The organism is Methylobacterium sp. AMS5 (assembly GCF_001542815.1).
Classification (GTDB): Bacteria; Pseudomonadota; Alphaproteobacteria; order Rhizobiales; family Beijerinckiaceae; genus Methylobacterium.
Map to the genome: position 1 here is coordinate 4,217,952 of NZ_CP006992.1, position 25,028 is coordinate 4,242,979.

The following is a 25,028-nucleotide window of genomic DNA, read 5'->3' on the forward strand; positions in this document are numbered from 1 at the left end:
CGCTCAATCCGCCTCGGCCAGCATGGCGAAGCGCTTGGGCCCGGCGATCGCCAAGTCGGTCAGGCCGGTCGGGTAGTCGCCGGTGAAGCAATGGTCGGTGTATTGCGGGCAGTCGGCATTGCGCGCCTCCTCGCCCATCGCCCGGTAGAGGCCGGGGATCGACAGGAAGGCGAGCGAATCGGCGCCGATATACTTTCGCATCCCCTCGAGATCGTGGGTCGCGGCCAAGAGCTTCTCGCGCTCGGGCGTGTCGATCCCGTAGAAGTCGGGATAGGTGATCGGCGGCGAGGCGATGCGGAAATGCACCTCGCGGGCGCCGGCCTCGCGCATCATCCGCACGATCTTCACCGAGGTGGTGCCGCGCACGAGGCTGTCGTCGACGAGCACGATGCGCTTGCCCTCGACCGCGGCGCGGTTGGCCGAGTGCTTCATCCGCACCCCGAGTTCGCGCACGGTCTGGGTCGGCTGGATGAAGGTGCGCCCGACATAGTGGTTGCGGATGATGCCCATCTCGAAGGGCAGGCCGGCCTCCTGCGCGAAGCCCAGAGCCGCCGGCACGCCGGAATCCGGCACCGGGATCACCACGTCGGCCTCGGGGGCTGCCTCGCGGGCGAGTTCCTGGCCGATGGCCTTGCGCACGCCGTAGACGCTCTTGCCGTTCACCACCGAGTCCGGACGGGCGAAGTAGATGTACTCGAAGATGCAGGGGCGCATCGGCTGCTTCTCGGCAAAGCGGATCGACTCGACGCCGTCTTCCGAGATCACCACCACCTCGCCGTTCTCGACATCGCGGATGAAGCGGGCGCCGATGATGTCGAGCGCGCAGGATTCGGAGGCGAGGATGTAGCGGCCGTCGAGTTCGCCGAGCACCAGCGGGCGGATGCCGAGCGGGTCGCGGGCGCCGATGAGTTTCTTGTTGGTGAGCGCGACGATGGCGTAGGCGCCCTGGATCTGCTGCAGCGCGTCGATGAAGCGCTCGACGATGCGCGGTTTGCGCGAGCGGGCGGCCAGATGGAGAATCACCTCGGTGTCCGAGGTCGATTGCGTGATGGCGCCGTCGCGCACGAGGTCGCGGCGGATCGACAGCGCGTTGGTGAGGTTGCCGTTATGCGCCACGGCCAGCCCGCCGCCGGCGAGTTCGGCGAAGAGCGGTTGGACGTTGCGCAAGATCGTGCCGCCGGTGGTCGAGTAGCGCACGTGGCCGATGGCCGAGCGGCCGGCCAGCCGCTCGATCGTGGCGCGGTCGGAGAAGGAATCCCCGACGAGGCCCTGGCGGCGCTCGGAGTGGAACACGCCGTCGTCGTAGGAGACGATGCCGGCCGCCTCCTGGCCGCGATGCTGCAAGGCGTGCAGGCCGAGCGCCGTGATGGCCGAGGCGTCATCGTGCCCGTAGATGCCGAAGACGCCGCATTCCTCGCGAAGCGTATCCCCGTCGATGTCCAGGTTACGGACATCGGCGCTCGCGCTGACAACAGACATGTCGATCTCGAATCCTGGAGGCGCGCGGGTCGCGCGGGCCTCGCATCCGGCACGGCGGGAAACGGCCGGAGACGCGTGCCGCCCGCGACCTCGGCCGCGAGGGGTTACGCCAGGACCGTCGTGAAACCGTTACCTAGGCGCGGATCGCGTCGCAACCAAGACCGATTCCAGCATATCGCGCGCAATGCGGCTGCATTGCTCCGCACCGCGGCGTCTTGGGAGATCGGCGAGGCTGGCCGTTGGGCCGGCCTCAGCGCTTCGGCTCGGGTCCGGCCTCGCTGCGGCGCTGGGCCGGGAGATCGGTCTCCGGCGGCGGCTCCTCCGGCCCGTCGCCCTTCGGCTTGCGGAACTGCTTGAGGAAGCCCTCCGGATTGTCGGGCAACTGCGCCACCAGCGCCTCGCCCGAGCTTTCGAGCAGCGACCGGCTCTTGGCCTGCGCCGCCCAGTCCGGAACCTTGCCCTGGACGAGCCAAGCCAGGAACACCCAGCCGATCACGCAGATCAGGAAGCCGCGACCCGCCCCGAACAGGAAGCCGAGCGAGCGGTCGACGGCACCGATGCGCGAATCGAGCACGAGGTCGGAGATCTTCACCGTCACCAGCGAGACCACGATCAGGGTGGCGAGGAAGATCGCGGCGATGGAGGCGACGAGCGCCACCGTATCGCTGGAGATGTGCTGCTTGACGGTGGGCAGGAGCAGCGGATGGAGCGACCACGCCACCGCGGCGGCGGCCACCCAGGCAATGATCGCGAGCACCTCGCGGGTCACGCCGCGCACGGCGGCGAGCAGCGCCGAGACGAGCACGATGCCGAGCACCACGAGGTCGAGGACGGAAAACGGCATCGCAGGATATGGTTCGCTGGGGCGGAACGAGGCAGCCTTGCCCGGACGACGACGGCTCCCCCGGGCCGCGCATCCGCTGTGGTCCTTAACCATATACCCCGGCGAACCTCGGCCGTCACCTTCGGGCCGGCGCTCCGTGCGGGCGCCGCCGAGCCGCCCGCGCCGCCTTCCCCATTCCCGCATCGGCAGGGGTGCCGGGCTTCCTCCCGGGATCGGCCGTCCCGGCCGCAGATCCGATCCATCAAAGAAAATCGGCCGGTGAGAGCGAAATCCCTCGTCGTCACGATGGCGTGCGCATAATGTTTTCTGATCGCTTCGAAAGAGGAAATCATCTTCCAAGCAACCTCGGCTATAACCGAAGTATTCAATATCCGGACGGGGTGAGGGTTATGGCCGGTACGATCGACAGGCGTGGCTTCCTGCGGGGCTCCGCACTCTTCGCGGCCGGTGCCGCCGCCGGGTTCTCCTGTATCGAGATCGCGAATGCCGCCCCGATCACGGTGCCGACGGTCGATAAGCTGTCCCTGCGCGTCCTGATCGATTCGGCCCACGACCAGTTCCTGAAGCCCGCGACCGTGCAGGGCGTGCTGCATCAGCCGCCGGGCAACGGGCGCGGCAGCGATTACCGCAAGGTGCTGCACAATCAGTGGGGCCTGTCGCTCTTCGCCGAATCCTGGCGGGCGGAGGAGGCCCGTACGATCCTGCTCGATTTCGGCTACAGCCCCGAGGCCCTGCTCAACAATATCGAGATCCTCAAGGTCGATCCCACCAAGATCGATGCGCTGATCGTCAGCCACGGCCACCACGACCATTACGGCGGCCTGACCGGGTTCCTCGACACGTACAGGAGCGCGCTCGCGCCCGACCTGAAGCTCTATGCCGGCGGCGAGGACAATTTCTGCCACCGCCACAGCCCGAGCGGCGTCCCCGGCCAGTTCACCGATTTCGGCCAGCTCGACCGGCGCGAACTGACGGCGCAGAAAATCTCGACCGTGCTCTGCGAGACGCCCACCGTGGTCGCCGGCCACGCCTTCACCACGGGGCAGATCAAGCGCGCCTCCATCGAGCGCATCCTGCCCAACACCTTCGTCGAGCGCGGCATCACCGACGGGCTGGGCTGCGATGCCAGCCACTATTCGCCCGCCGAACTCCAGGGAAAGATCATCCCCGACGAGCACGTCCACGAGCACGCCACCTGCTTCAACGTGAAGGGCAAGGGCCTCGTGGTGATCTCGTCCTGCGGCCATGTCGGCATCGTCAACTCCGTGCGCCAGGCGCAGGAGGTCTCCGGCATCGAACGCGTCCACGCCATCGTCGGCGGGTTCCATCTCGGACCCGCGCCGAAGGACTACCTGACCCAGGTCGTGGCCGAGATCAAAAAGCTCCAGCCCGATGTCGTCGTGCCGATGCATTGCAGCGGCCTGAACTTCGCCCTCGAGGCGCAGGCGCAGATGCCGGAGAACGTGATCGTTCCGACCACCGGCAGCCGGCTCGTCTTCAGTGCGTAGCCGGACATTCGCGGCCGCTCTGCTCTGCGCGCTCGCCGCCGTCGTCCCCGCCTGCGGCGAGACCCCGCCCCGCCGCTCGGCCGCCGAGCTGATGGACGTGCTGATGTGGAACCGCGAGCCGGTCGGCGGCCCGTTCGCGCTGATCGATCAGAAGGGCCGGCCCCGGACGGAGGCCGATTTTCGCGGCCGTCTCCTTCTGGTCTATTTCGGCTACACCGCCTGCCCGGATGTCTGCCCCACGGACCTCATGGAGATCGGGCGGGCCCTCACGCTGCTGGGCGAGGCCGGCGACGCCGTCCAGCCGGTCTTCATCACGCTCGACCCCGAGCACGACACGGCCGCGCTTCTGGCGGAGTACCTGCCGAACTTCCATCCGCGTCTGGTCGGCTTGACGGGCAGCGAGGCGGCGGTCCGCCGCGCCGCCGACGCCTACAAGGTCTATTACGAGACGAGCCTGCGCCCCGGGGGCGGCCGCGCCGTCGAGCATTCCGCCTTCGTCTACTTGATGGATCGCTCGGGCGCCTATCTCGGCTTCTTTCCGCCCGGCACCTCGGCCGAGCGGATGCTGACGATCCTGCAGCCGCATCTCGCGCCGGAATAGGCCGCGCTACATCTCCTCCTCGAAGCGCACGGCCCGCGGGCGGCCCCCGCCCTTCCGCGGCGCGCCCGAGGCGATGCCGGCGACGAGGTCGGCGATGTGGCGCAGCGCATCCGTCGGCAGCGCCCGGTCCCCGGCCTCGCCGCGCCCTTGCGGGGTGATCGCTTTGCCAAAGCCGAGCTTCAACGCCTCCTTCAGCCGGGCCGGCGCCTGCGAGACCGGCCGCACCGCCCCCGACAGGCCGAGTTCGCCGAAATAGACCGAGTCGGAGGGCAGAGCCGCGCCCGAGAGCGACGAGACGAGCGCGGCGGCGACCGCGAGATCCGCGGCGGGCTCGGTGATGCGCAGGCCGCCGGCGACGTTGAGGTAGACGTCGTGGCCGCCGAGCCGGATGCCGCCATGGGCCTCCAGCACGGCCAGCACCATCGACAGGCGGTTGGGGTCCCAGCCGACCACGGCCCGGCGCGGCATGCCGAGCGAGGAGGGGGCGACGAGCGCCTGGATCTCGACCAGCAGCGGGCGCGTGCCCTCCATCCCGGCAAAGACGGCGGTGCCCGGCGCGGCGTGGTCGCGGCCCGCTAGGAACAGGGCGGAGGGATTGGGCACCTCGGCGAGCCCGGCATCGGTCATCTCGAACACGCCGATCTCGTCGGTCGGTCCGAAGCGGTTTTTGACCGCCCGCAGGATGCGGAAATGGTGGCCCTGGTCGCCCTCGAACGAGGCGACGGCATCGACCATGTGCTCGACCACGCGGGGGCCCGCGATCTGCCCGTCCTTGGTGACGTGGCCGACGAGGATGACGGCCGTGCCCGTGGTCTTGGCGAAGCGGATCAGGGCCTGGGCGGAGCTGCGCACCTGCGTCACGGTGCCGGGCGCCGATTCCACGGTCTCGGTCCACATGGTCTGGATCGAGTCGATGATGACGAGCGCGGGCGGGTGGCCCTGCGACAGCGTCTCGACGATGTCCTCGACATTGGTCTGCGCCGCCAGCTCCACCGGATACTTGGTCAGCCCGAGGCGTTCGGCGCGCAGGCGCACCTGCCCCACCGCCTCCTCGCCGGAGATGTAGGCGACGCGCTCCCCGCTCCTGGCCATCGCGGCGGAGGCCTGCATCAGCAGGGTCGACTTGCCGATGCCGGGGTCGCCTCCGAGCAGGATCACCGAGCCGCGCACGAAGCCGCCGCCGGTGACGCGGTCGAGCTCGTTGATGCCCGACGGCGTGCGCGGCGCCTCCTTGGCCTCGCCGGTCAGGCCTTCCAGGGGGAAGACGCGGCCCCGTGCCCGCGAGGGCCGGGTCGCGGCCGGGCCCGATTGCGGGCCGGCCGAGGCGACCTCCTCCTGGATCGTGTTCCAGCCGTTGCAGGCCTCGCAGCGCCCGCGCCAGCGGTTGTAGACCGCCCCGCAGGACTGGCAGACGAAGGTCTGTTGGATCTTGGCCATGGGGAGACGGCTCAGGGCAGGGATCTGTCGAACCTCCCACCCAGCCCCCTCATCCTGAGATGCTGCAAAGCAGCCTCGAAGGAGGGCTCCCGCCGGCCACGCGATCCCTGGAGCCCTCCTTCGAGGGCGCCGCCTCGCGCCACCGCCTCAGGATGAGGGAAATGGGTGGGAAAGATCGGTCACTCTACATAGTTGCGAACATAACGGGAACCCAGCCCCGTCAGGATCTCGTAGCCGATGGTGCCGGCGGCGCGGCCCACCGTGTCGATGTCGAGCCTATCGCCGATCAGCGTGGCTTTGCCGCCGCGCCGCGCCTCGGGAGCACCGGTGACGTCGAGGATGATGAGATCCATCGAGATCAGGCCGACGATCGGGCAGGGCACGCCGCCGACCAGCGCGTAACCGTGATTGCTGGCCGAGCGGGGATAACCGTCGGCGTAGCCGAGCGAGAGCGTAGCCAGCCGGCGCGGGGCAGGGGCCTGCCAGCGGCCGTTGTAGCCGCAGGTCGCGCCGGCCTCGACGTCGCGGACCTGCAGGATCGTCGCCTCCAGCCGCACCACCGGCCGCATCGAGTTCGGCTGTCCGGGCTCCGGGTTGCCGCCGAAGAGCGCATAGCCCGGCCGCAGCAGGTCGTGGCGGGCGTCGTGCGCGAGGCAGGTGCCCGAGGAATTGGCGAGCGAAGCGCGCATCTGCGGAAAGGCCGCCCTCACACGGGCGAAATCGGCGGCTTGGCGCGCGTTGAGCGGATCGCCGGGCAATTCCGCGCTGACGAGATGGCTCATCACGAGGTCGATGCCGGCGCGCGCGATCCGCGGATCACCGGCCAGCGCCAGAGCCTCCGCGACGGAAAGGCCGAGCCGGTTCATGCCGGTATCGACGTGGAGCGCGGCCGGCCCCGCGCCCTGCATGGCCTCGGCCCACTCGGCGAGTTCCTGCGCGTCCCCCAGGACCGGGCGCAGGCGGTGGGCGCGAAACGCCTCCGCGTGGCCCAGCGGCAGACCGTTGAGCACGTAGAGCGCGGCCTCCGGCAGGATTTTCCGCGCGGCGATGCCCTCGGAGAGGTGCGCCACGAAGAACGTCCGGCAGCCCGCCCGCCACAGGGCCGGTGCCACCGCCGAGAGGCCGCAGCCATAGGCGTCCGCCTTCACCACGGCGCCGCACTCGGCCCGCGGCGCGCACGCGCCGAGCGCCCGCCAGTTCGCCACCACGGCGGAGAGATCGACCGTCAGGCGGGCGCCGTGGCCGCTCGGGGGGGCGGGGTCCTGGGGCGCTATGACGAACTCCTGCGGGGCGCGTCCCCGACCGGGACGATGAGCGAGGGGTCGAAAGCGGCGTTGCCGGGCCGTCCTGCCTCGACGTAGCCGCGCGGGTTGGCCAACACCCGCGTGTTGCCGACACGATAGTCGCAACTTGCATGCACGTGGCCGTGAATCCAGAGGGCCGGGGCATGGGGGCCTTGCAGGATCGATGACAGATCGGAAGTGTCGGCGGCATCAAGGACGGCTGTCCAGGCACCCGCCGCGAGCGATCGTGGATGCGGTGCGTGGTGGGTGATCACGACGGTCGATCCCGAAAAGAATGCGGCGAGCGCCGCCTCGATCGCCGCCCGCTGCGCGGCATGGATGCGCGCCGCCAAGCCTGGGCGGAAGGCGTTGATGCCGCCCGCGACCACCGCCTTGATCCGGCGATGATCGTTCATGCCGGTCGTGCGGTCTTGGGCCGCGTTCATCGCATGCGCCCGCGCCTCGGGCTTCAGCGCATAGTCGGTCCAGAGCGTTGCGCCGATGAAGCGAGTGTCGCCGAACACGACACTCTCGCCCTCGGCGAGGAGATGCAGCCCGAGATCCGCCGCCACCGCCCGTGCCGCGACGATCTCGCGCTGGAGCGTCGTCCGGTAGAAGTCGTGGTTGCCTGGCACATAGAGCACGGGTTGCGGCCCCGGAAAGGTCGCCCGCAGCCAGGGTAGCACCCGCGCGGCGAGTCGCTCGCCGACATCGCCCGCAACGACAACCACATCGTGGTCCGGAGGCGGCGAGGGCTGTATCCAGGCTCCGAACTCGACATGCAGGTCCGAGAGAACCCAAAGGCGCATCGGCGAAAGTCCTCCCCGGTGGAGACGACTTTGCCGCTACATCTGCTCGGGCATCCGGTCGCTCTGTGCCAAGTTCGAGAACCGGGTGATGTTGGCGTCGAACTGCAGCTCCACCGTGCCGGTCGGGCCGTGGCGCTGCTTGCCCAGAATGACTTCGGCCTTGCCGTGGACGCGCTGCATCTCGGCCTCCCAGGCGAAGAACTCCTCCGTGCCCTCGCGCGGCTTCTTGTTGCCGACGTAGTACTCCTCGCGGAACACGAACATCACCACGTCGGCGTCCTGCTCGATCGAGCCGGATTCGCGCAGGTCCGAGAGTTGGGGCCGCTTGTCGTCGCGGTTCTCGACCTGACGCGAGAGCTGCGACAGGCCGATGATCGGCACCGCCAGTTCCTTGGCCAACGCCTTCATGCCGGTGGTGATCTCGGTCATCTCCTGCACGCGGTTGTCGCTCTTCTTGCCGGAGCCCGAGAGGAGCTGGAGATAGTCGATGATGAGGAGGTCGAGGCCCTTCTGGCGCTTGAGGCGGCGGGCGCGCGCGGCGAGCTGGGCGATCGAGATGCCGCCGGTCTGGTCGATGTAGAACGGGATCGTCTGCATGTCCCGGGCGGCGTCTGTGATCTTGTAGAAGTCCTCCGGGCGGATGTCGCCGCGGCGGATCTTGTAGGAGGGCACGCCGGACTGCTCGGCGATGATGCGGGTCGCCAATTGCTCGGCCGACATTTCGAGGGAGAAGAAGCCGACGATGCCGCCGTTGACGGTCTGCATGGTGCCGTCGGGCTGCTTCTCGCCGCGATAGGCCTTGGCGATGTTGAAGGCGATGTTGGTCACGAGCGAGGTCTTGCCCATGGCCGGGCGCCCCGCGAGGATGATGAGGTCGGAGGGCTGCAGGCCGCCCATCTTGGCGTCGAGGTCGGTGAGCCCCGTGGAGATGCCCGAGAGCTTGCCGTCGCGCTGGTAGGCTTTGGCCGCCATGTCGATGGCCGCGGTCAGCGCGTCGGAGAATTTCTGGAAGCCGCCGTCGTACTTGCCGGATTCGGCCAGTTCGTAAAGCCGGCGCTCGGTCGCCTCGATCTGGTCGCGCGGCCTCGACTCGACGGGCGCCTCGTAGGCGCCGTTGACCAGATCCTCGCCGATGGTGATGAGGCGGCGGCGGATCGCCAGATCGTAGATGGTGCGGCCGTACTCGCCCGCGTTGATGACGGTGGTCGCCTCCGCCGCGAGCCGGGCGAGGTACTGCATCGGCGTGACGCCGCCGAGATCGATGTCGCCGAGATAGGTCTTGAGCGTGATCGGCGTGGCGAGCTTGCCCGCCTTGATCAGCGAGACCGACACCTCGAAGATCTGGCGGTGGACCGCCTCCATGAAGTGCTCGGGCAGAAGGAAGTCCGAGACGCGGTAATAGGCGTCGTTGTTGACCATGATCGCGCCGAGCAGGGCCTGCTCCGCGTCGATGTTGTGCGGCGGCACCCGGTATTCGGGCTGCACCGTCTCGAGATTGGCCGTGAGGGCGTTGGGCAGGGCCATGGCGCTTGTCCGTCGCTCCGATGTCGGGCGGCTTGGCCGCCCCGTTTCATGCCCGCCGGACCTTGCCTCGGGATGGTGAAGCCTTCCTTAGCCGACCCGGCTCGGAAGGGCTGCAACACGCACGCCACGGGCCCCGAAACGCGAGACGCCCGCGGCTCCCGGGTCACGGGAATCGCGGGCGTCATGCTGGAACGAATTGGGAACAAGTCAACGCCGGAGGCCGGCGCGTCCCCGTTCTCCACCGCTTATGCGGCTCGAGTCAGAGGTTTCGAAAGGACGGGTCCTTTCGCGGGTCCAGGGCGGAGCCCTGGAGAAAACCCGGACTTAGCCGCGGTCGTCGGCGCCCTCGCCGGCATCGGCCAGGGCCTGGCCGACTTCGAGGCCGAGGTCGTCGAGGTTGAACTGCTCGCGCTCGGTCACCGACTCGCCGCGGGCCTGACGCTCGGCCTCTTCCGGCGAACGGGCGATGTTGACGGTCACCTTGACCTCGACCTCGGGGTGCAGGGTCACCGGCACGGTGTGCAGGCCGAGCGTCTTGATCGGCTGGTTGAGCACGAACTGGCCGCGCTCGACGCTGAAGCCCTCCTTGGTGACGACCTCGGCGAGGTCGCGGGTCGAGACCGAGCCGTAGAGCACGCCGGTCTCGCCGGACTGGCGGATCAGCACGAAGCTCTGGCCGTCGAGCTTCTCGGCCACCGCCTGGGCCTCGTTGCGGCGCTCGAGGTTGCGGGCCTCGAGCTGGGCGCGCTGGGCCTCGAAATGCTTCTTGTTGTTTTCGGTGGCGCGCAGGGCCTTGCCGCGGGCGAGCAGGAAGTTGCGGGCGTAGCCGGGACGTACGTTCACGGTCTCGCCCATCTGGCCGAGCTTGGCGACGCGTTCGAGCAGGATGACTTCCATGGGGCTTCTCCTTGAGGTTGCTTGGAAGCGGGTGCGATCAGGCGTCGCCGCGGGGTTGCGGGCGGCGCCGGTCGAGGGCGGTATCGGCAATGCCGAACAGGATCAGGGCGAGCATGGCCACGCCCTGGGTGAGGAACAGCAGCACGTAGAGGCCGGCGAGCAGGGCGAAGCGCCCCGGCCGGCCACGGCTGCGGTCGTGGAAGGCGGCGAGCCCCTGGAGGGCGAAGGCCGCGCTGAAGGCGCCGATCAGGGCGATGCCGAGCGCGCCGGGATAGCCGGGCACCATCGCCAGCGTCAGGGCGGCGGCGAAGACCAGCAGCGTGGAGCGCGGCATCATCGTGGAGGGCAGGTCGGGCCAGGGCCGGAGCAGGCGCCCCGAGATCTGCACGATGCGGGCGGCGGCCCAGAGGTAGAAGGTGAACAGGATCGTAAGACCCTGGGCGACGAACGCCGGGAAGACGAGGGTCAGAGCTTCCACGAGCTGCTCCGCCCGACCATCGAGCCTCACCTCGCCCGGTGTCCTTGATCCAGACGCCCCGTCGGGAGAAGGCTGGGACGGGCCATCCTTCGGTTCGGTCTGCTCCGGGGACGCCGCGAGCGGCGGAAGCCGACCGCGCTGGACTTGAAACTGTACGACGGCGCGGCTGAATGTCGACGACACGTGGCTGTTGAACGCGTCGTAGCTCGGCGATGTGACGGCGGCAGGGCCCACGAAGGCAAGTGCGGCCGTGCCCGCTACCCAGGCGAGCAGACGGCCGGTGGGGTACCATTCCTGAGTGCCGTTCGCGTCCGTTCGGCCAAGCAGGGCGAGATAGGCGAGCCATCCGGCCGGCAGAGCCAGAAAGCCGGTGAAGACCAGTCCGAAATAGGGAGAGAGAAGGAGCGCGAGTACAAGCGCGCCCGTAACGACGGCGGCAATGGCCGCGCGGTAGCTCCAGCCCAGCCCGACGATCAGGATCGGGAGCGGAACGAGCAGGGAAAGAAAAAAAGCGACAACGCTGCCCTTGAGCAGTACGCCGAACAGCAAAGCCGCCACGAGGCCGGCACCGGCGCCGACAGGAATGTCCTTGGTCATGAAGTCCGCTGTCCCGCTGTCCCGTGATGGGCAGGGTTAGGGGCGGGAAACGATTGCCCCAACGATCGGACGGCCCCTTTGCGGAGGGCCGCCCTCACGGTGTCGATCGGCCCGCGGTAAGCGGGCCGGAAGACGCTCTACTTGATGACGTAGGGCAGCAGGCCGAGGAAGCGCGAGCGCTTGATCGCCTGAGCGAGTTCGCGCTGCTTCTTGGCCGAGACCGCCGTGATGCGCGAGGGAACGATCTTGCCGCGCTCCGAGACGTAGCGGGAGAGCAGCTTCACGTCCTTGTAGTCGATCTTGGGAGCGTTCTCGCCCGAGAACGGGCAGCTCTTGCGACGACGGAAGAACGGACGACGGCCACCGCCGCCGCCACCAGCACCGAATGCCATGATCAGTTCTCCCCGCCGAAGTTGCGCTCGGGACGATCGCCGCGGTCGCCGCGATCACCACGGTCGCCGCCACCGAAGTCGTCGTCGCGGCGGCGCGGACGGTCACCGCGGTCGCGGTCCTTCCGGTCGTCGCGGTCGCGCTTCTGCATCATCGCGGAAGGCTCGGCCTCCAGCTGCTCGACGCGAACGGTCATGAAGCGCAGCACGTCCTCGGAGATCTGCATCTGGCGCTCCATCTCGGCCAGGGCGGCCGGGGGGGCGGAGATGTTGAGGAGCGTGAAATGCGCCTTGCGGTTCTTCTTGATACGGTAAGCGAGGGACTTGACGCCCCAGGACTCGATCTTCTCGATCGTGCCGCCGCCCGTCTCGATGACGCCCTTGTAGGTCTCGACCATGGTCTCGACCTGCTGGGCCGTCACGTCCTGGCGCGCCAGGAAGACGTGCTCGTAGAGAGGCATTCTTGGGCCTTTCCTTGCCATAAGGAAGCCCGCCCGCGCGTCGCGGGTTAGTCGGGCCGGTTCGTCTCGCATTCTCTCGGCGCCAAGCCCTTCGAGCCGTGATGATGGCCCGAGCGGTTGATCGAAGGCGGAGACACCGGACGACGGGTTCTTTGGAAAAACCCTGTGCCGAGAGAGGTCGTCTCTTGCGGCACCGTCCGTTCAGCCCCCGGCCGGAGCGAACGCGAAGGCCGGGCCTTTAGAGGGATTCGCTCCTTATGGCAAGGGCAGGGCGCCGACGGGCAGGTCGCAATGCAGGACTTCCTCGCGGGTGCCGAGCCGGTCGAAGAGCGCGCGCCGGGCCGTCGCCGGGATCGCCCTGAACGACGATGACCCCGGCGCCCCGGCATGGGCCTGAAGCTGCCGATCAGCGCCGTGGCGCCGCGGGTCTCGGGCTCGGCGAAGGCGCGTCCGAACACGACGTTGAGGCGCGCATCGACGGGATGTTGCCGGGGCCGAGGCGCCGGACCGTGAAGCCCGGCTCGGACCCATCCTTCGAAGACTCGACCTTCGACGTCATGGCGGAGGTCCAAAGCATCGTCCTGGATCCCAGATCCAGGACGATGCTTGAGGCTCTTGTCTTCGCATCATCTTTTTTCCGAAAGCCGGCAATCACCTTTCGGAATGATGCTCTATTTCAAGGAGCCGGCGATAGCCTGCTGAATCCCCAGGATGTCGGCGCCGCGCTTGAGCGTGCGCTGGATCGGGTCGGGCCGCCCCGAAACCCAGATCTTCAGCTCCGAATCCATGTCGAAGCTGCCCGCGGTCTCCACCGAGAACGAGGTGATCGCGCGGTAGGGCACGGTCAGACACTCGACCTTGCGGCCGGTCATGCCCTGGCGATCGACCAGGATCAGGCGGCGGTCGGTGAAGACCATCAGGTCGCGGATCACCTTGAAGGCGACGCGCACGCTCTCGCCCGGCGCCAGCACCCCGGCGAGCTGCCGGTCCACCTCGTCCGCGGAGAGGTCGCTGCCATGCCCGAGCAGCCCGTCGAGTAAGCCCATCACGCGTCTCCTGCTTCGTCTCCGGCAGGATGTGGGGACGGCCCCGCTCGCGCGCGAGGGAGGTTCTGCGCTCAGCGGTGGCGGCGCTTGCGCGGCTTCTGTCCCTTGCGCGGATGGGCCTTGCGCTGGGTTCGGTCCATGCAGCTCGCCCAGATGCGGCGGCCGATCTCGCGCAGGCCGAGATTGAGCGGGTCCGGGGCGGAGAAGACCTGCGCCCGCGCCTCGCTGCGGCAGAACGCGTCCTCTGCGCTGCGGATCGGCGGCTCGCTCTGCGCCGCGGCGGGAGACGGCCCGAGGCCGGTTCCGAGAAGCGTGGCGAGAAGCAAGCCGGCCGCGGTCAGACCGCGCCGGGCCGGCGGACCGAAGTGATTGCCCAGGACACGCAATGCTCGGCCCTCCCTGTTCGGCCCCGGCGCTCGCCGCCGGTGCGGCGTGCATCCGCGGTGATCGAGGCATCTCTCACAAAACGCCCGCCGCTCGCTCGTCACCGGGGCGAGAGCGGTCCGTGACCGGGTGTTGTGTGAAGCACTCTAACGTCGTCGGAGACGGGCTTGCCAAGCGTTGCCGGTCAATCGCGGCCACGAACTGCGTAATCTGCCCACAGAGAATGCCGCCGGTCGTCCGGCCGGGTGCCGTCGAGCGGTCTCGCATTGCGTCATGACGAGGCTGAGGGGCAAAAGAAAACGCGCCGGGCTCGAAGCGTCCGGCGCGCAGGGTCGTGTCGAAAACAGCCGATCGGTTTGGCGGACCGGCTTTGCGGCGCTCCCGGAGGACCGGGAGCATCCGCGGGAGGCTCAGCGACGAATCTTGACGTTGGCCTTGCGGGCGGCATAGCGCGCGTCGCGGGCCGCCTTCTTCTCCGCGGCCTCGGCAGCCTTGCGTTCGGCCAAAGCGGCGGCCTCGGCAGCCTCGCGGGCGAGCTGAGCGGCGAGCTCGGCTTCCTCACGCAGGCGCTTCTCCTCCGCAGCCTTCCGCTCGGTTTCGATGCGGATGCGCTCGCGCTCGCGGGCGCGCGCGTCGCGGGCGCGGGCAACCTCGGCACGCGCCTGGGCCTTCGCACGCATCTCCGGATCGTCAAGCGGTGTCCGGGCCTTGAACTTCTCGAGCAATGCCGCCTTGGCGGCCTGGGAGTTCTGACGGCGGTCTTCGAAATTCCTGAAGTCGAATGCGCTCATATGACCTTTCTCATGCATTGACACGGCCGGATGCCGGATCAGTCACAGTCCGGGCAGCCTGGACTCGGATCGGGCCATTTATAGAACCGGCGCAGTCGATGCACGAGTGCGCCGCAACACGCAACAGATGTCGCCCCGGTTCGGGGCGGCTCCGGTAACATTTTCGGACCTGTTGCGGGATGGAATCAGGTTTTAGGGCAGGGCCCTCAAGCGTCCAGCGTATCCGGCCTCAGCCGGCCTGCAGGTTGACCGCGGCCGGCTTGCCGCTGCGGCGGTCGTTCTCGACGTCGAAGCTGACCTTCTGCCCCTCGACGAGGCCGCGCAGGCCTGCCTGCTGGACGGCGGAGATATGCACGAACACGTCCTTGCCACCGGTATCGGGCTGGATGAACCCGTAGCCCTTGATCTCATCGAACCATTTCACGGTACCAGTCTGCATCCGGGTTCCTCCTCCGCTCGCCGCGGCACCCCGTATGAAATGCGTCCCGCCCTCGGCCGAAAAGGCCGTCCCGTTCGTCGAAGCGAGCGAGCAAACAAGCCGGCGCCGCGTCCCTTCCGGGGGGGCATCGAAGGCCTTGCCAAAGGCGGCCACCGATCGACGGTGCATGGTTAAATTCGATGCGCTAACCGTGCAAGCGGCGCAAAGGTTTCCGCCAAGCACTGCTCTTCGCGCAAAGCGGAAATTCGAGGAAGAAACTTGGCCATTCGGAGCAAGTGCGCTGGTCTCACGTCGCGTGTGACCGATTTGGCGCCGCGTAACATTGTTGTGACGACAACATTTGTTGGGAGATTGCCGAATGCCGTCGCCGCTGCTGATTCGAACCGCACGGCCATCGTTGACGTATCCCAAAGACGCGCAGCCGGCATGACGTTATGTCGGGGGCTCGGGAGACGATGGGCGTTGTGCTCCGGGCACGAAAAAGGGCCGGTCGCCCGGCCCCATTCCGTCGTCTCGTCATGGCGACCGCATCCCGACCGCGATTGATCGAGGCAAAACTCCTGAAGCTGAGGGGCTCGCGCCCGATCAGTAATCGTAGCCGCGCCGGTCGTAACCGCGGCGCTCGTACCGGTCGCGATCCCGGAAGCGCTGCTCGCGGTAATACTCGTCCCGGTCGCGCCTGCGCATCTCGCGGCCGTCGTCGCGATCGCGTTGCGCCCGGGACCGGAGATCGAGCCCCGGCCGTCCGTCCGGACCAATGGTGATCGACTGTGCGGAGGCCGGCACCGCGGCGATCATGGTCGCCGCGACGATTGTGCCGGCGAGCAGGGTCGTCATGGTCTTCATGAGGAAGAACTCCTTTGTTGGTTGAGACGACAATGCATCGTCCCCGGAGCGGTTCCAGTATCTTGCCATCGGCGGGTCCATCGCATCTGGACTTTCCGGATGAGGAGGAGACGCAATTCGCCGAACATCAATCTTCACGTCCGGACGCCTCCGGAGGCCGTTGTCGTCCTTCGATGGGCAGCGTCGCGGATTGGGATGTGGGCGGAATCCCTGGAGCGAAATCCGGGTCCTGTTCCTCCCAATACATTCCTGCGAGCGGGCCCGTCCTGTCGATGATCCGACTTTGGCGGGGCTGGCCGCCCGCTCCCCCCCATACGCCGCGGCGTGCAGATCCTCGACGGCACGCCGAGCCGGAGGGTCGCGGCTTGACTCGATCTCAAGGCTGCATCTCAAGACGGCGCGCGCATCGGGCCCGCTGCCCTGTTGCCAGCCCCCGGAACCTGCTTGCATGCCCGTCCGCCCGCTGATCCTCTATCCCGATGCGCGTCTGCACCGGGCGGCCGAACCCGTCTCCGCGACCGGCGAGGCCTTGACCGGTGAATCCTTGCATGCGCTCGCCGAGGACGTGCTCGACACCCTCGGCGCCGTCTCGGCGATGGGGCTGACCGCGATCCATATCGGGCGTCCGGAGCGGGTGGTGGTGATCCGGCTTCAGCCGGACGAGCCGCACGCGGTCTACATCGATCCCGTCGTCGCCTGGGCCTCGCCCGAGCGGGCCGCGCATCCGGAGGGAAGCGTCTCGATGCCGGGCGTGGTCGAGCCGGTGGAGCGGCCGGCCCGGGTCCGGGTACGCTACCGCGACCTCGACGGCGCCGAGCACGAGGAGGAAGCCGAGGGACTGCGTGCCGCTTGCCTGCAGCACGAGATCGATCAGCTCGCAGGCATCTTCTGGATCGACCGGCTGACCCGGCTGCGCCGCGAGCGGGTTCTCAAGCGCTACGCCAAGCTGCGGGCGCAGCAGGCGCGCGCGGGATCGTGAGGCATCACCCCGGACGCGCCAGGCTCGGTCCGGGGCGTCGGGCATGGTATGCCGGGCCTCGGCGTCTCGTCCCGAAAAACGGCAACCGCCGTTCGGGATCAGGCTCCACCGTCCGAGACCGATCCATGTCCCGCCTGCCGCACGTCGCTCACCGCGCCCTCGCCGCCTCGGCTGTCCTTGTCCTGGCCGCCGTCACCCTCGCGCTGTCCGCGCCGGGCGCTGCCGCGCAAGGGACAGGGCAAGGGACGGGGCAAGGGACAGGGCAGGGAACGGGCGGCCGGGCCGGCGATCAGAAGGCACCGGCCCGGCCCACTTCCGTGGTCGGCTGCACCTCCCTGGCCAACCTGCGCGGCCTCCTGCGCAGCACGGGCGAGGACCGCGCCGCCGCGCTCGCGGTTGCGACCGATCCGAAATCCGATCTCGGCTGCAGCCCGGTGGACCGCGCCACGGTCACGGGGCTCGCCGATCACGTCGCCCTGAACGGCCGCGCCTACGACTGCCTCACCCTCAAGGGCACGGCGGTGTGCCACTGGACGGTGGCGGGCGCCGTCACGCCGCCCGAGCGGCCGGCGGCAAAGCCGGCCCGCGGCAAGTAGGGGTGGGAGCGAGGCGCTGCCTTCAGAACCGTGCCGTCAGGAACAGACGGAGGTTGCGGCCCGGCAGCAGGATCTCGTCCTTCTTGAACGAGGCCGAGTTGCGGATGTCGTCGTCGAGCAGGTTGCGGCCCTGGAGGCCGAGCGTCACCTCCGTGGCGCCGTAGACCGCGGGGTCGAGCGCCTGGGTGTAGGCGAGTTCGGCGCGCAGGTCGTTCCAGCCCGGGGTCGTCGTCTCGAACGGGGCGATCTCGGTGTGGTCGAAGGCGTGGAGCAGGTTGATCCGCGCGAACCAGCCGTTGGCCCGCACGAAGGCGCCGCCGCCGAGCCGGTGCGGCGGGATGCGCGGCACGAAGCTGCCGTCGTCGAACTGGGCCCGGACGAAGTCGTACTGCGCCTCGATTCCGGCCCAGCCGTCGCCGACGGGGAAGAGATCGAGCTGCGCGCCGATCTCGGCGCCGTAGAAGCTGGCATTGGCCTGCGAGTAGACGACCTGGCGCAACTCGTCGCCGGAGCCGCAGGAGCCGAAATCGTCGTCGCAGCGGTTGCCGGTGTCGCGCTTGAAGATGAAGCCGGTATAGCGGGTGACGTAGCCGGTGGCGTCGAGGCGCAACGGCCCCTCTGCCCGGCGCAGCGAGATCTCGACTGTGCGGGCGCGTTCCAGCCGCAGGGTCGGGTCGCCGATCTCGAAGGTCGCGGTGGCGTCGTGCGGCCCCTGCGAGAACAGCTCGTAGCCCGTCGGCGCACGCTCGACATAGGAGCCGTTGAGGCTCGCCACGAAGCCGTAGGGCAGGTCCTGCAGGGCGCCGATGCTGGCGCTCTTCGGGGCGAAGCGGCGGGTCAGGGCAAAGCTCGCCGGGTCGGTGCCGTCGGGCAGGTAATCGCCGGGAAACCGCGTGGCGATGCTGTTGAGCCGGTCGCCCTCGATCCGGCCCGCCGCCTGGAAGCGCAGCCCGCCGCCCACCGCCAGTTCCTCGAACAGGTAGCCGGCCAGCATCCGCGACTCGGTCGGCGGCAGGAAGCTCTCGAGCTGCGAGTTCAGCACGCGCCGGCCTGCCTGCACGCCGACCGCGCCGGTCAGCGTGCCGAACGGGGTGATGATCGGGACGTGCTGCGCCTCGAAGCGGGCCTCGACCTCGCGGTTCTTGAAGATCGCCTGGACCCCGTCGGCCCCGTCCTCGCCGAGGCCGATCTCCTCGTGCCGGTAGACCGATCCGCCGGCCCAGAAGCGCAGCACCTCGAACGGCCCGTTCAGCGGCCGGTACTCGCCGCGGGCGAGCAGGCGGTCCTGGTTCGGGGTCAGGCGGGTGCGCGCCTCCTCGGCCTCGCCGCCGGGGATCTGGTAGAGCGCGTCGTAGTGGCTGAACGCGACGCCGACGAAGCCGCGGTCGCCGATCGCCGAGATGCCGACCGAGCCGCCCTGCGATTCGGTGGCGGAGTTGCGCTGGATGCCGCCGGGGATCGCGTAGGAATCGGTGGCGGTCTTGAACCCGTCGGCATGGACCGCGATGCCGTCGGCGCCGGCATCGACGCTGGCCGCTCCGGTCCGGCCGTTGTCGACGGTGGTGTATCCGGTCGTGACCTGCCCGGTGACGCCGCGGGCGGGAATGAAGGTCGGCACTTGGTTGTTCTCGGCCGAGACCACGCCGCCGATGGCGCCCGAGCCGTAGCGCAGGGTCGCGGGGCCGCGGATCACCTCGATCCGGCTGGCGTTGAGCGGGTTGACCGGGACCGCGTGGTCCTCGCCGAGATCCGACACGCCGCCGTTGACGATGCCGTTCTCCTGGATGCGCACCCGGGCGTTGTCGAGGCCGCGGATGATCGGCCGCGAGGCCGCCCCCGGCGCGTAGGTCGAGGCGGAGATGCCGGGCCGGTCGAACAGCGCATCGCCGAGCGTGCGCGGCTGGTCGCGGGCGATCCGCTCCTGCGGCACCACCGTGACCGGCGAGAAGGTGTTCGTCGCCACCGGCAGCACCTCGGCCGCCCGCGCGAACGGCGCGGCGGGGGAGGGCGCCGCCGGGGCGGCGGGCCGGCCCTGGATCGGGCTCACCGAAGTCACGCTGATCTCCTCCAGCGTGGCCGCCTCCTGCGCCTGCGCCGACAGCACGGTTCCGGGCAGGCCCGTCAGCACCGCCCCCGCCGCCAGCAGCATCCGTCCCGACCGTCCGCCCCGCATTCCCGTCGATCCAACCTTGTCACGTTACAATGTTTCATCGCGAGGATGTTACAATGTTGCAAGACTTATCTGCCGCGCATCCGGTCGGGGGAGGGCGTGTGTGGCCGGCCTGCATCAGGCGGCTTTCCGGTGCGCGGCCGCACGGTGCGCGCACTGTCACCCGGCGCGCGGCGTCGCAGGTGCTTGTGCCGCGCGGAGCCGGACGTGACATTGGGGACCCCGGAGATGGTGCCGCCTGTCCGGATTGATCTTTTCCGGAATTCGATGCCCGCCGACGTGCTTCTGCCCGCCCTTCGCTTCCTCCTTCTCGGCCTCGGCCTCCTCATCCTTCTCTTCCTCGTTCCGCTCGCGACCCACGCCCTGTGGTGGACCGCGAAGGGCGGACGCGCGGAGAACTGGTCGACGGCGGATTGGTCGAGCGCCGGGCTGCTCCCGCCGGCCGCCACCGTGCCGGGGGCGATGGTGCGGGTCTACGCCGCCCGGGTCGGACGCTGGCGGGGCATCTTCGCCCACCACAGCTGGGTGGTGGTCAAGGAAGCCGGGGCGCCTCGCTACACCCGCTACGACGTGGTCGGCTGGGGCAGACCCGTGCGCACCGACGCCTACGCGCCGGACGGGCGCTGGTTCGGCAACGAGCCGGAGATCGTGCTCGGGCTCGACGGCGAGGGGGCGGCGCGGGCGATTCCGGAAATCCGCGCGGCGGTGGCGGACTATCCCCACCGCAGCCAGGGCTCCTATCAGGCATGGCCGGGGCCGAACTCGAACACCTTCGCCGCCCATGTCGTCGCGCGCATCCCCGACAACGACGTGCCGCTGCCGCCGACCGCCCTCGGCAAGGACTGGACGCCGTCGGGCCGCTTCGCCGAGATCACCCCGAGCGGCACCGGCCTGCGCCTGTCCTGGCGCGGCTATGTCGGCCTCACCGTCGGCTGGGTCGACGGGCTGGAACTCAACCTGCTCGGCGCGGTGGCCGGCCTCGATTGGCGCCGCCCGGCCCTGAAGCTACCGGGCTGGGGCCGGATCGCGCTGATTCCCGACGGCGACGCGGACAGGGCGGCGCCGACGACGGAGCCGGAGCGCCGCCCGGCCCCCGGCTCCGTCTCCGGCTGAGTCTCTTCCGCGAAACGCCCGCTCGCCGCCGGCCCGGAGGAAACGGTGGACGGGTGACCTGTGAGGCACCCCGCGACACGCCGGGGGCTGGCCTCAGCGCTTCGACGACCTCTGGCCCGGCAGCGTCACCTCGCCCTGCCACTGGCCGGCGAATTCGGTCTTCGAGGTGTAGGCGAGCGAGAAAGTGCCCTTGCCCTTCACGCCGGCGAATTCGCCGGTGGCCGCGCTGTCCCGGTAGGTGCCCGTCGCCGTGACGCGGCCCTGCGCGTCGGTCGCGACCGTGCCCCGGTAGAGGCTCGAGGTCGAGCCGGCGGGCGTCGTGAAGGTGATCGTGCCTTCCACCGGCCCCTGGCCGTTCTTGAGCGTGACGGTCTGCACCCATTGCACCCGGGCGCCGTCGAGCGGGGTGCCGGGGCCGGTATTGATCCCGGAGGCCGTCTGCTGGATCTTCACCGCGTCGGGGCCGAGCACCTGCGGCGCCTCGCTCTCGACGCGGCCGGTATAGCTTCCACCCATCGGCATCGCGACGGCCGCGGCCGGAAGAACCGGCACGAGCGACACTGCGACGGCAAGGATCGTCGATCTCCGATACATCGCGTTTGCTCCCTCGGACAGGTCGTTGTGCGACCGCGGGCGCGACCGCCGCGGAGCCTAGATTTGGAAGAATCCTGTCGTCAATGCCGGGTCAGGGCCGGAAGAATGCGCCGATACTCGTGGTTTTCCAGGGATTTGGAGAAATATCCGTCTCTTGGCGGGCGGGGCATCGTCCCGATGGGGCGGCCTCCTACGCCGAAAGATCCGCCCCGTCGCGTCCCTGATCCCGGCTTCATCCGATCCATGCTACCAGCGCGTGAATCGGCCCCGACCGCCGGCACCCGTCAACGGACACGATGAGCGACCTCACCATCCGCCCCGCCCAAGGCCGTGATCACGACGCGATCTGGTCGCTCCTGGAGCCGATCCTGCGGGAGGGCGCGGCCTATGCCCTGCCGCGGGACTGGGACCGTGAGCGGGCGCTCGCCTACTGGTTCTCCCCGGCCCACCATGTCTTCGTCGCGGAGAGCGCCGGCGCGGTGCTCGGCAGCTACTACGTGCGGCCCAACCAACTCGGCCCCGGCGACCACGTCGCCAACGGCGCCTACGCCACGCATCCGGCCGCGCGGGGCAGGGGGGTCGCCCGCGCCATGGGCCTGCACTCCTTCGGGACCGCCCGGGCGCTGGGCTTTTCCGCGATGCAGTTCAATCTGGTCGTTTCCACCAACACCCACGCCGTCGCCCTCTGGACGAGCCTCGGCTTCAGCGAGGTCGGCCGCCTGCCGGGCGTGTTCCGCCATCCCGAACGCGGGCCGGTCGACGCGCTGGTGATGCACCGGAGCCTGTAACCGCCGCTCCATTGAACACGCTCACGCTTCGGGCAAGGTGAGCGCCGCGCACCGCGTGAGAGAATCGGTGCGGGGGAGGGCGCGTCCTTGAGCTTCCTGATCTGCCTCGCGGCGCTCTTCTTCCTGATGGGAATCGCCTATCGCGGCTTCTCGGTGATCCTGTTCGCGCCGGTGGCCGCCATGGGCGCGGTGCTGCTGACCGATCCGGCCGCCGTGCCGACGCTGTTCTCCGGGTTGTTCATGGAGAAGCTGGTCGGCTTCCTGAAGCTGTACTTCCCCGTCTTCCTGCTCGGCGCGGTGTTCGGCAAGCTCATCGAGATCTCGGGCTTTGCCCGCTCCATCGTCGGCGCCGTCACCGGGCTCTTGGGCGAGGGCAGGGCGATCGTCGCGATCGTGCTGGTGGGCGCGATCCTCACCTATGGCGGCGTCTCGCTGTTCGTGGCGGTGTTTGCGGTCTACCCCTTCGCCGCCGAGCTTTTTCGCCGCTCGAACATTCCGAAGCGTCTGATCCCGGGGACGATCGCGCTCGGCGCCTTCACCTTCACCATGGACACCCTGCCGGGCACCCCGCAGATCCAGAACATCATCCCGGCCTCCTTCTTCAAGACCGACGCCTACGCCGCCCCGTGGCTCGGCGTCATCGGTGCGCTCTTCGTGTTCGCGGTCGGCGTCGCCTATCTCGAATGGCGCCGCCGCCGGGCCGGAAACGAGGGCTACGGCGAGGGCCACACCAACGAGCCGCAGGCGGTCGAGGACAAGGTCGTGATCCATCCAGGCGTCGCGATCCTGCCGCTCCTCGTCGTCGGGATCGGCAACAAGCTCTTGCTCGCCTGGATCACCGCCTCCTACGGCGAGCAGGCGAGCGCCGCGCTCACGCCAGAGATGGCGGCCCATCCCGTGACCGTACAGGTCAAGACCGTGGCGGCGATCTGGGCGGTCCAGGGCGCGCTGCTTCTCGGCATCCTCGCCACCGTGATTCTCGGCTATCGCAACCTCGCGGAGCGTTTTTCCGATGGCTCGAAGGCGGCGGTGGCGGGCTCGCTGCTCGCCGGCATGAACACCGCCACCGAGTACGGCTTCGGCGCGGTCATCGCCGCGCTCCCCGGCTTCAAGGCGATCTCGGACGTGCTCTCCGCGATCCCGAATCCGCTGGTCAACGAGGCGGTGACGGTCAACGTGCTGGCCGGCGTCACCGGCTCGGCCTCGGGCGGGCTCTCGATCGCGCTCGGGGCGCTCTCCGGCCGCTTCGTCGAGGCGGCGCAGGCGGCGGGCATCCCGCTGGAGGTGATGCACCGGGTCGCCTCCATGGCAAGCGGCGGCATGGACACCCTGCCGCACAACGGTGCCGTCATCACCCTGCTCGCCGTTACCGGGCTCACCCACCGCCAGTCCTACGGCGACATCTTCGCCATCACGATCATCAAGACCGTGGCCGTCTTCTTCGTGATCGGGGTCTACTACCTGACCGGATTGGTCTAGGGGTATACCCGCCCACGTTGTGCGAAGGGCCGATGGAGGCCGCGCGCAAGCGTTTTTCCGTCGGGGCGAAGGCCGTTCGGCGCAACGGGGCGTGCGAAAACCGCCGGGAGGAGTCCGTCCGAATGAGCACTGCCGCCACCCTGCCGACCGAGCGGGCCCCGCTCCACAAGTCCCTGTTCGTGCAGGTGATCGCCGGCCTCCTGGCCGGCATCCTCGTCGGCGTGCTGGCGCCCGGCTTCGCCGGGGAGCTGAAGGTCCTGAGCGACGCCTTCCTCCGGCTGATCGCGATGATCGTGGGGCCGATCGTGTTCTGCGTCGTCGTGCACGGCATCGCCGGGGCGGGCGACCTCGGCAAGGTCGGGCGGGTCGGCGTGAAGGCGCTGATCTACTTCGAGGCGATGACGAGCGTGGCCCTCGTGCTCGGGCTCGTGCTCGCCTACCTCGTCGGGCCGGGCCACGGCATGAACATCGATGTGGCCAACCTCGATGCCGGCGCTCTCGGCGGCTACGCCGATTCCGCGCAGAAGCTGCAAGGCGGCGGCATCGCGCATTTCCTCCTCGCCATCATCCCTAAGACCGCCTTCGACGCCTTCGCCCGCAACGACGTCCTGCAGGTGCTGTTCTTCGCCGTGCTGTTCGGGGTGAGCCTCGCGCTGGTCGGCGGCGAGAAGGCCCGGGCGGTCTCGGACCTGATCGACGCTCTGTCCACGGTGCTGTTCAAGGCCATGGGGCTGATCGTGCGGGTGGCCCCGCTCGGGGTGTTCGGCGCCGTCGCCTACACGGTCGGCCGCTACGGCATCGGCTCGCTGGCGCAGCTCCTCTCGCTCGTGGCCCTGTTCTACCTCGCGGTGGCCTTGTTCGTGTTCGTGATCCTCGGCGCGGTGATGCGGCTCGCGGGCCTCAGCCTCGTCAAGCTCCTGATCTATCTGCGCGAGGAGCTGACCATCGTGCTCGGCACCGGCTCCTCCGACGCGGTGCTGCCGCAGATCATGCGCAAGCTCGTGCATCTCGGGGTGAAGGATTCCACCGTCGGCCTCGTGGTGCCCACGGGCTATTCCTTCAACCTCGACGCCTTCTCGATCTACCTGACGCTCGCCGTCGTCTTCATCGCGCAGGCGACCAACACGCCGCTCTCCTTCAGCGACCTGATGCTGGTGCTCGGCGTCTCGCTGGTCACCTCGAAGGGCGCCCACGGCGTGCCGGGCTCGGCCATCGTGATCCTGGCCGCGACCCTGAACGCCGTCCCCTCGATTCCCGCCATCGGCCTCGTGCTGGTGCTCTCGGTCGATTGGTTCGTCGGCATCGCCCGGGCGCTGGGCAACCTGATCGGCAATTGCGTCGCCACCGTCGTCGTCGCCGCCTGGGAGGGCGACCTCGACCGGGAGCGTGCCGAGCGTGTGCTCGACGGCCGGGAGAGTGTGGAGCCCACCGCCGGTTAGGGCGAAGGCCGGATACGGGATCGAACGCATCCGCTCCAGGCCGGTTTCCGACAGGCA

At 69.2% G+C, this 25,028-nt stretch carries 25 protein-coding genes; 8 read left to right on the plus strand and 17 right to left on the minus strand.

What is annotated here, in order from left to right; genetic code table 11:
- Window positions 1-3: 3 nt before the first annotated feature.
- The gene (gene purF / locus Y590_RS18930; RefSeq protein WP_060771206.1) at window positions 4-1,479 is read right to left on the minus strand and encodes an amidophosphoribosyltransferase; all 1,476 of its coding nucleotides are present in this window, start codon (window positions 1,477-1,479) and stop codon (window positions 4-6) included.
- Between the two features lie 250 nt (window positions 1,480-1,729).
- Window positions 1,730-2,323, minus strand: a complete 594-nt coding sequence (locus Y590_RS18935; protein ID WP_056201185.1) for a CvpA family protein — start codon at window positions 2,321-2,323, stop codon at window positions 1,730-1,732.
- Window positions 2,324-2,712: 389 nt separating this feature from the next.
- Between Y590_RS18935 and Y590_RS18940 the strand changes: the two genes are divergently transcribed.
- Together Y590_RS18940 and Y590_RS18945 are read left to right on the plus strand one after the other, a co-directional pair.
- Window positions 2,713-3,831: an MBL fold metallo-hydrolase gene (locus Y590_RS18940; RefSeq protein ID WP_060771207.1), complete on the plus strand. Its 1,119-nt coding sequence runs from the start codon at window positions 2,713-2,715 to the stop codon at window positions 3,829-3,831.
- On the plus strand, window positions 3,824-4,432 hold the full coding sequence (locus tag Y590_RS18945) for an SCO family protein (RefSeq protein ID WP_060771208.1): 609 nt from the start codon (window positions 3,824-3,826) through the stop codon (window positions 4,430-4,432). Before Y590_RS18940 ends, Y590_RS18945 begins: the two co-directional genes overlap by 8 nt.
- 6 nt (window positions 4,433-4,438) lie before the next feature.
- Here the strand turns inward: Y590_RS18945 and radA are convergent, their stop codons facing one another.
- From radA to Y590_RS19010, 13 genes are all read right to left on the minus strand, one after another.
- Window positions 4,439-5,869, minus strand: a complete 1,431-nt coding sequence (radA, locus tag Y590_RS18950; RefSeq protein ID WP_060771209.1) for a DNA repair protein RadA — start codon at window positions 5,867-5,869, stop codon at window positions 4,439-4,441.
- A gap of 179 nt (window positions 5,870-6,048) precedes the next feature.
- Window positions 6,049-7,143, minus strand: a complete 1,095-nt coding sequence (gene alr, locus Y590_RS18955; RefSeq protein WP_144440066.1) for an alanine racemase — start codon at window positions 7,141-7,143, stop codon at window positions 6,049-6,051.
- A complete protein-coding gene (locus Y590_RS18960; protein WP_060771211.1) occupies window positions 7,140-7,961 on the minus strand; it encodes a metallophosphoesterase in 822 nt (273 codons plus the stop codon). The genes alr and Y590_RS18960 overlap by 4 nt, the downstream gene beginning before the upstream one ends.
- 36 nt (window positions 7,962-7,997) lie before the next feature.
- On the minus strand, window positions 7,998-9,485 hold the full coding sequence (locus Y590_RS18965) for a replicative DNA helicase (protein ID WP_056201164.1): 1,488 nt from the start codon (window positions 9,483-9,485) through the stop codon (window positions 7,998-8,000).
- A gap of 324 nt (window positions 9,486-9,809) precedes the next feature.
- A complete protein-coding gene (gene rplI / locus Y590_RS18970) occupies window positions 9,810-10,382 on the minus strand; it encodes a 50S ribosomal protein L9 (protein WP_060771212.1) in 573 nt (190 codons plus the stop codon).
- Window positions 10,383-10,419: 37 nt separating this feature from the next.
- On the minus strand, window positions 10,420-11,457 hold the full coding sequence (locus tag Y590_RS18975; RefSeq protein WP_060771213.1) for a DUF2232 domain-containing protein: 1,038 nt from the start codon (window positions 11,455-11,457) through the stop codon (window positions 10,420-10,422).
- Window positions 11,458-11,594: 137 nt separating this feature from the next.
- Window positions 11,595-11,849 carry a 30S ribosomal protein S18 gene (gene rpsR, locus Y590_RS18980; protein ID WP_004446294.1) on the minus strand — a complete coding sequence of 85 codons (255 nt, stop codon included), beginning with the start codon at window positions 11,847-11,849 and terminating at the stop codon, window positions 11,595-11,597.
- A 2-nt stretch (window positions 11,850-11,851) separates the two neighbouring features.
- Window positions 11,852-12,307, minus strand: coding sequence for a 30S ribosomal protein S6 (gene rpsF, locus Y590_RS18985; protein ID WP_012456123.1), 456 nt, complete (start codon window positions 12,305-12,307; stop codon window positions 11,852-11,854).
- A 671-nt stretch (window positions 12,308-12,978) separates the two neighbouring features.
- Window positions 12,979-13,353: a PH domain-containing protein gene (locus tag Y590_RS18990; protein WP_060771214.1), complete on the minus strand. Its 375-nt coding sequence runs from the start codon at window positions 13,351-13,353 to the stop codon at window positions 12,979-12,981.
- A gap of 71 nt (window positions 13,354-13,424) precedes the next feature.
- Window positions 13,425-13,739 (minus strand): hypothetical protein, encoded by a 315-nt coding sequence (locus tag Y590_RS18995; RefSeq protein WP_060771215.1) that lies wholly within the window; start codon window positions 13,737-13,739, stop codon window positions 13,425-13,427.
- A 408-nt stretch (window positions 13,740-14,147) separates the two neighbouring features.
- Complete coding sequence (locus Y590_RS19000) at window positions 14,148-14,528, minus strand: DUF6481 family protein (RefSeq protein WP_060771216.1); 381 nt, start codon at window positions 14,526-14,528, stop codon at window positions 14,148-14,150.
- A gap of 229 nt (window positions 14,529-14,757) precedes the next feature.
- Window positions 14,758-14,967, minus strand: coding sequence for a cold-shock protein (locus Y590_RS19005; protein WP_060771217.1), 210 nt, complete (start codon window positions 14,965-14,967; stop codon window positions 14,758-14,760).
- A gap of 585 nt (window positions 14,968-15,552) precedes the next feature.
- Complete coding sequence (locus tag Y590_RS19010; protein WP_060771218.1) at window positions 15,553-15,813, minus strand: hypothetical protein; 261 nt, start codon at window positions 15,811-15,813, stop codon at window positions 15,553-15,555.
- Between the two features lie 448 nt (window positions 15,814-16,261).
- On the opposite strand from Y590_RS19010, the gene Y590_RS19015 reads away from it, so the two are divergent.
- Window positions 16,262-16,792 carry a peptide deformylase gene (locus Y590_RS19015; protein WP_060771219.1) on the plus strand — a complete coding sequence of 177 codons (531 nt, stop codon included), beginning with the start codon at window positions 16,262-16,264 and terminating at the stop codon, window positions 16,790-16,792.
- A gap of 125 nt (window positions 16,793-16,917) precedes the next feature.
- Window positions 16,918-17,388: a hypothetical protein gene (locus Y590_RS19020; RefSeq protein ID WP_060771220.1), complete on the plus strand. Its 471-nt coding sequence runs from the start codon at window positions 16,918-16,920 to the stop codon at window positions 17,386-17,388.
- Window positions 17,389-17,410: 22 nt separating this feature from the next.
- Here the strand turns inward: Y590_RS19020 and Y590_RS19025 are convergent, their stop codons facing one another.
- The gene (locus tag Y590_RS19025) at window positions 17,411-19,537 is read right to left on the minus strand and encodes a TonB-dependent receptor (protein ID WP_060771221.1); all 2,127 of its coding nucleotides are present in this window, start codon (window positions 19,535-19,537) and stop codon (window positions 17,411-17,413) included.
- A gap of 288 nt (window positions 19,538-19,825) precedes the next feature.
- Between Y590_RS19025 and Y590_RS19030 the strand changes: the two genes are divergently transcribed.
- Complete coding sequence (locus Y590_RS19030; RefSeq protein ID WP_060772366.1) at window positions 19,826-20,671, plus strand: DUF3750 domain-containing protein; 846 nt, start codon at window positions 19,826-19,828, stop codon at window positions 20,669-20,671.
- A gap of 93 nt (window positions 20,672-20,764) precedes the next feature.
- Here Y590_RS19030 and Y590_RS19035 read toward each other — a convergent pair whose 3' ends face one another.
- Window positions 20,765-21,265 (minus strand): hypothetical protein, encoded by a 501-nt coding sequence (locus tag Y590_RS19035; RefSeq protein ID WP_060771222.1) that lies wholly within the window; start codon window positions 21,263-21,265, stop codon window positions 20,765-20,767.
- Window positions 21,266-21,561: 296 nt separating this feature from the next.
- On the opposite strand from Y590_RS19035, the gene Y590_RS19040 reads away from it, so the two are divergent.
- The 3 genes from Y590_RS19040 (at window position 21,562) to Y590_RS19050 (ending at window position 24,971) form a co-directional block, all read left to right on the plus strand.
- Window positions 21,562-22,053 carry a GNAT family N-acetyltransferase gene (locus Y590_RS19040; RefSeq protein WP_060771223.1) on the plus strand — a complete coding sequence of 164 codons (492 nt, stop codon included), beginning with the start codon at window positions 21,562-21,564 and terminating at the stop codon, window positions 22,051-22,053.
- A gap of 87 nt (window positions 22,054-22,140) precedes the next feature.
- On the plus strand, window positions 22,141-23,532 hold the full coding sequence (locus tag Y590_RS19045) for a GntP family permease (protein ID WP_060771224.1): 1,392 nt from the start codon (window positions 22,141-22,143) through the stop codon (window positions 23,530-23,532).
- Window positions 23,533-23,654: 122 nt separating this feature from the next.
- Window positions 23,655-24,971, plus strand: coding sequence for a dicarboxylate/amino acid:cation symporter (locus tag Y590_RS19050; protein ID WP_060772367.1), 1,317 nt, complete (start codon window positions 23,655-23,657; stop codon window positions 24,969-24,971).
- The last annotated feature ends 57 nt before the right edge of the window (window positions 24,972-25,028 follow it).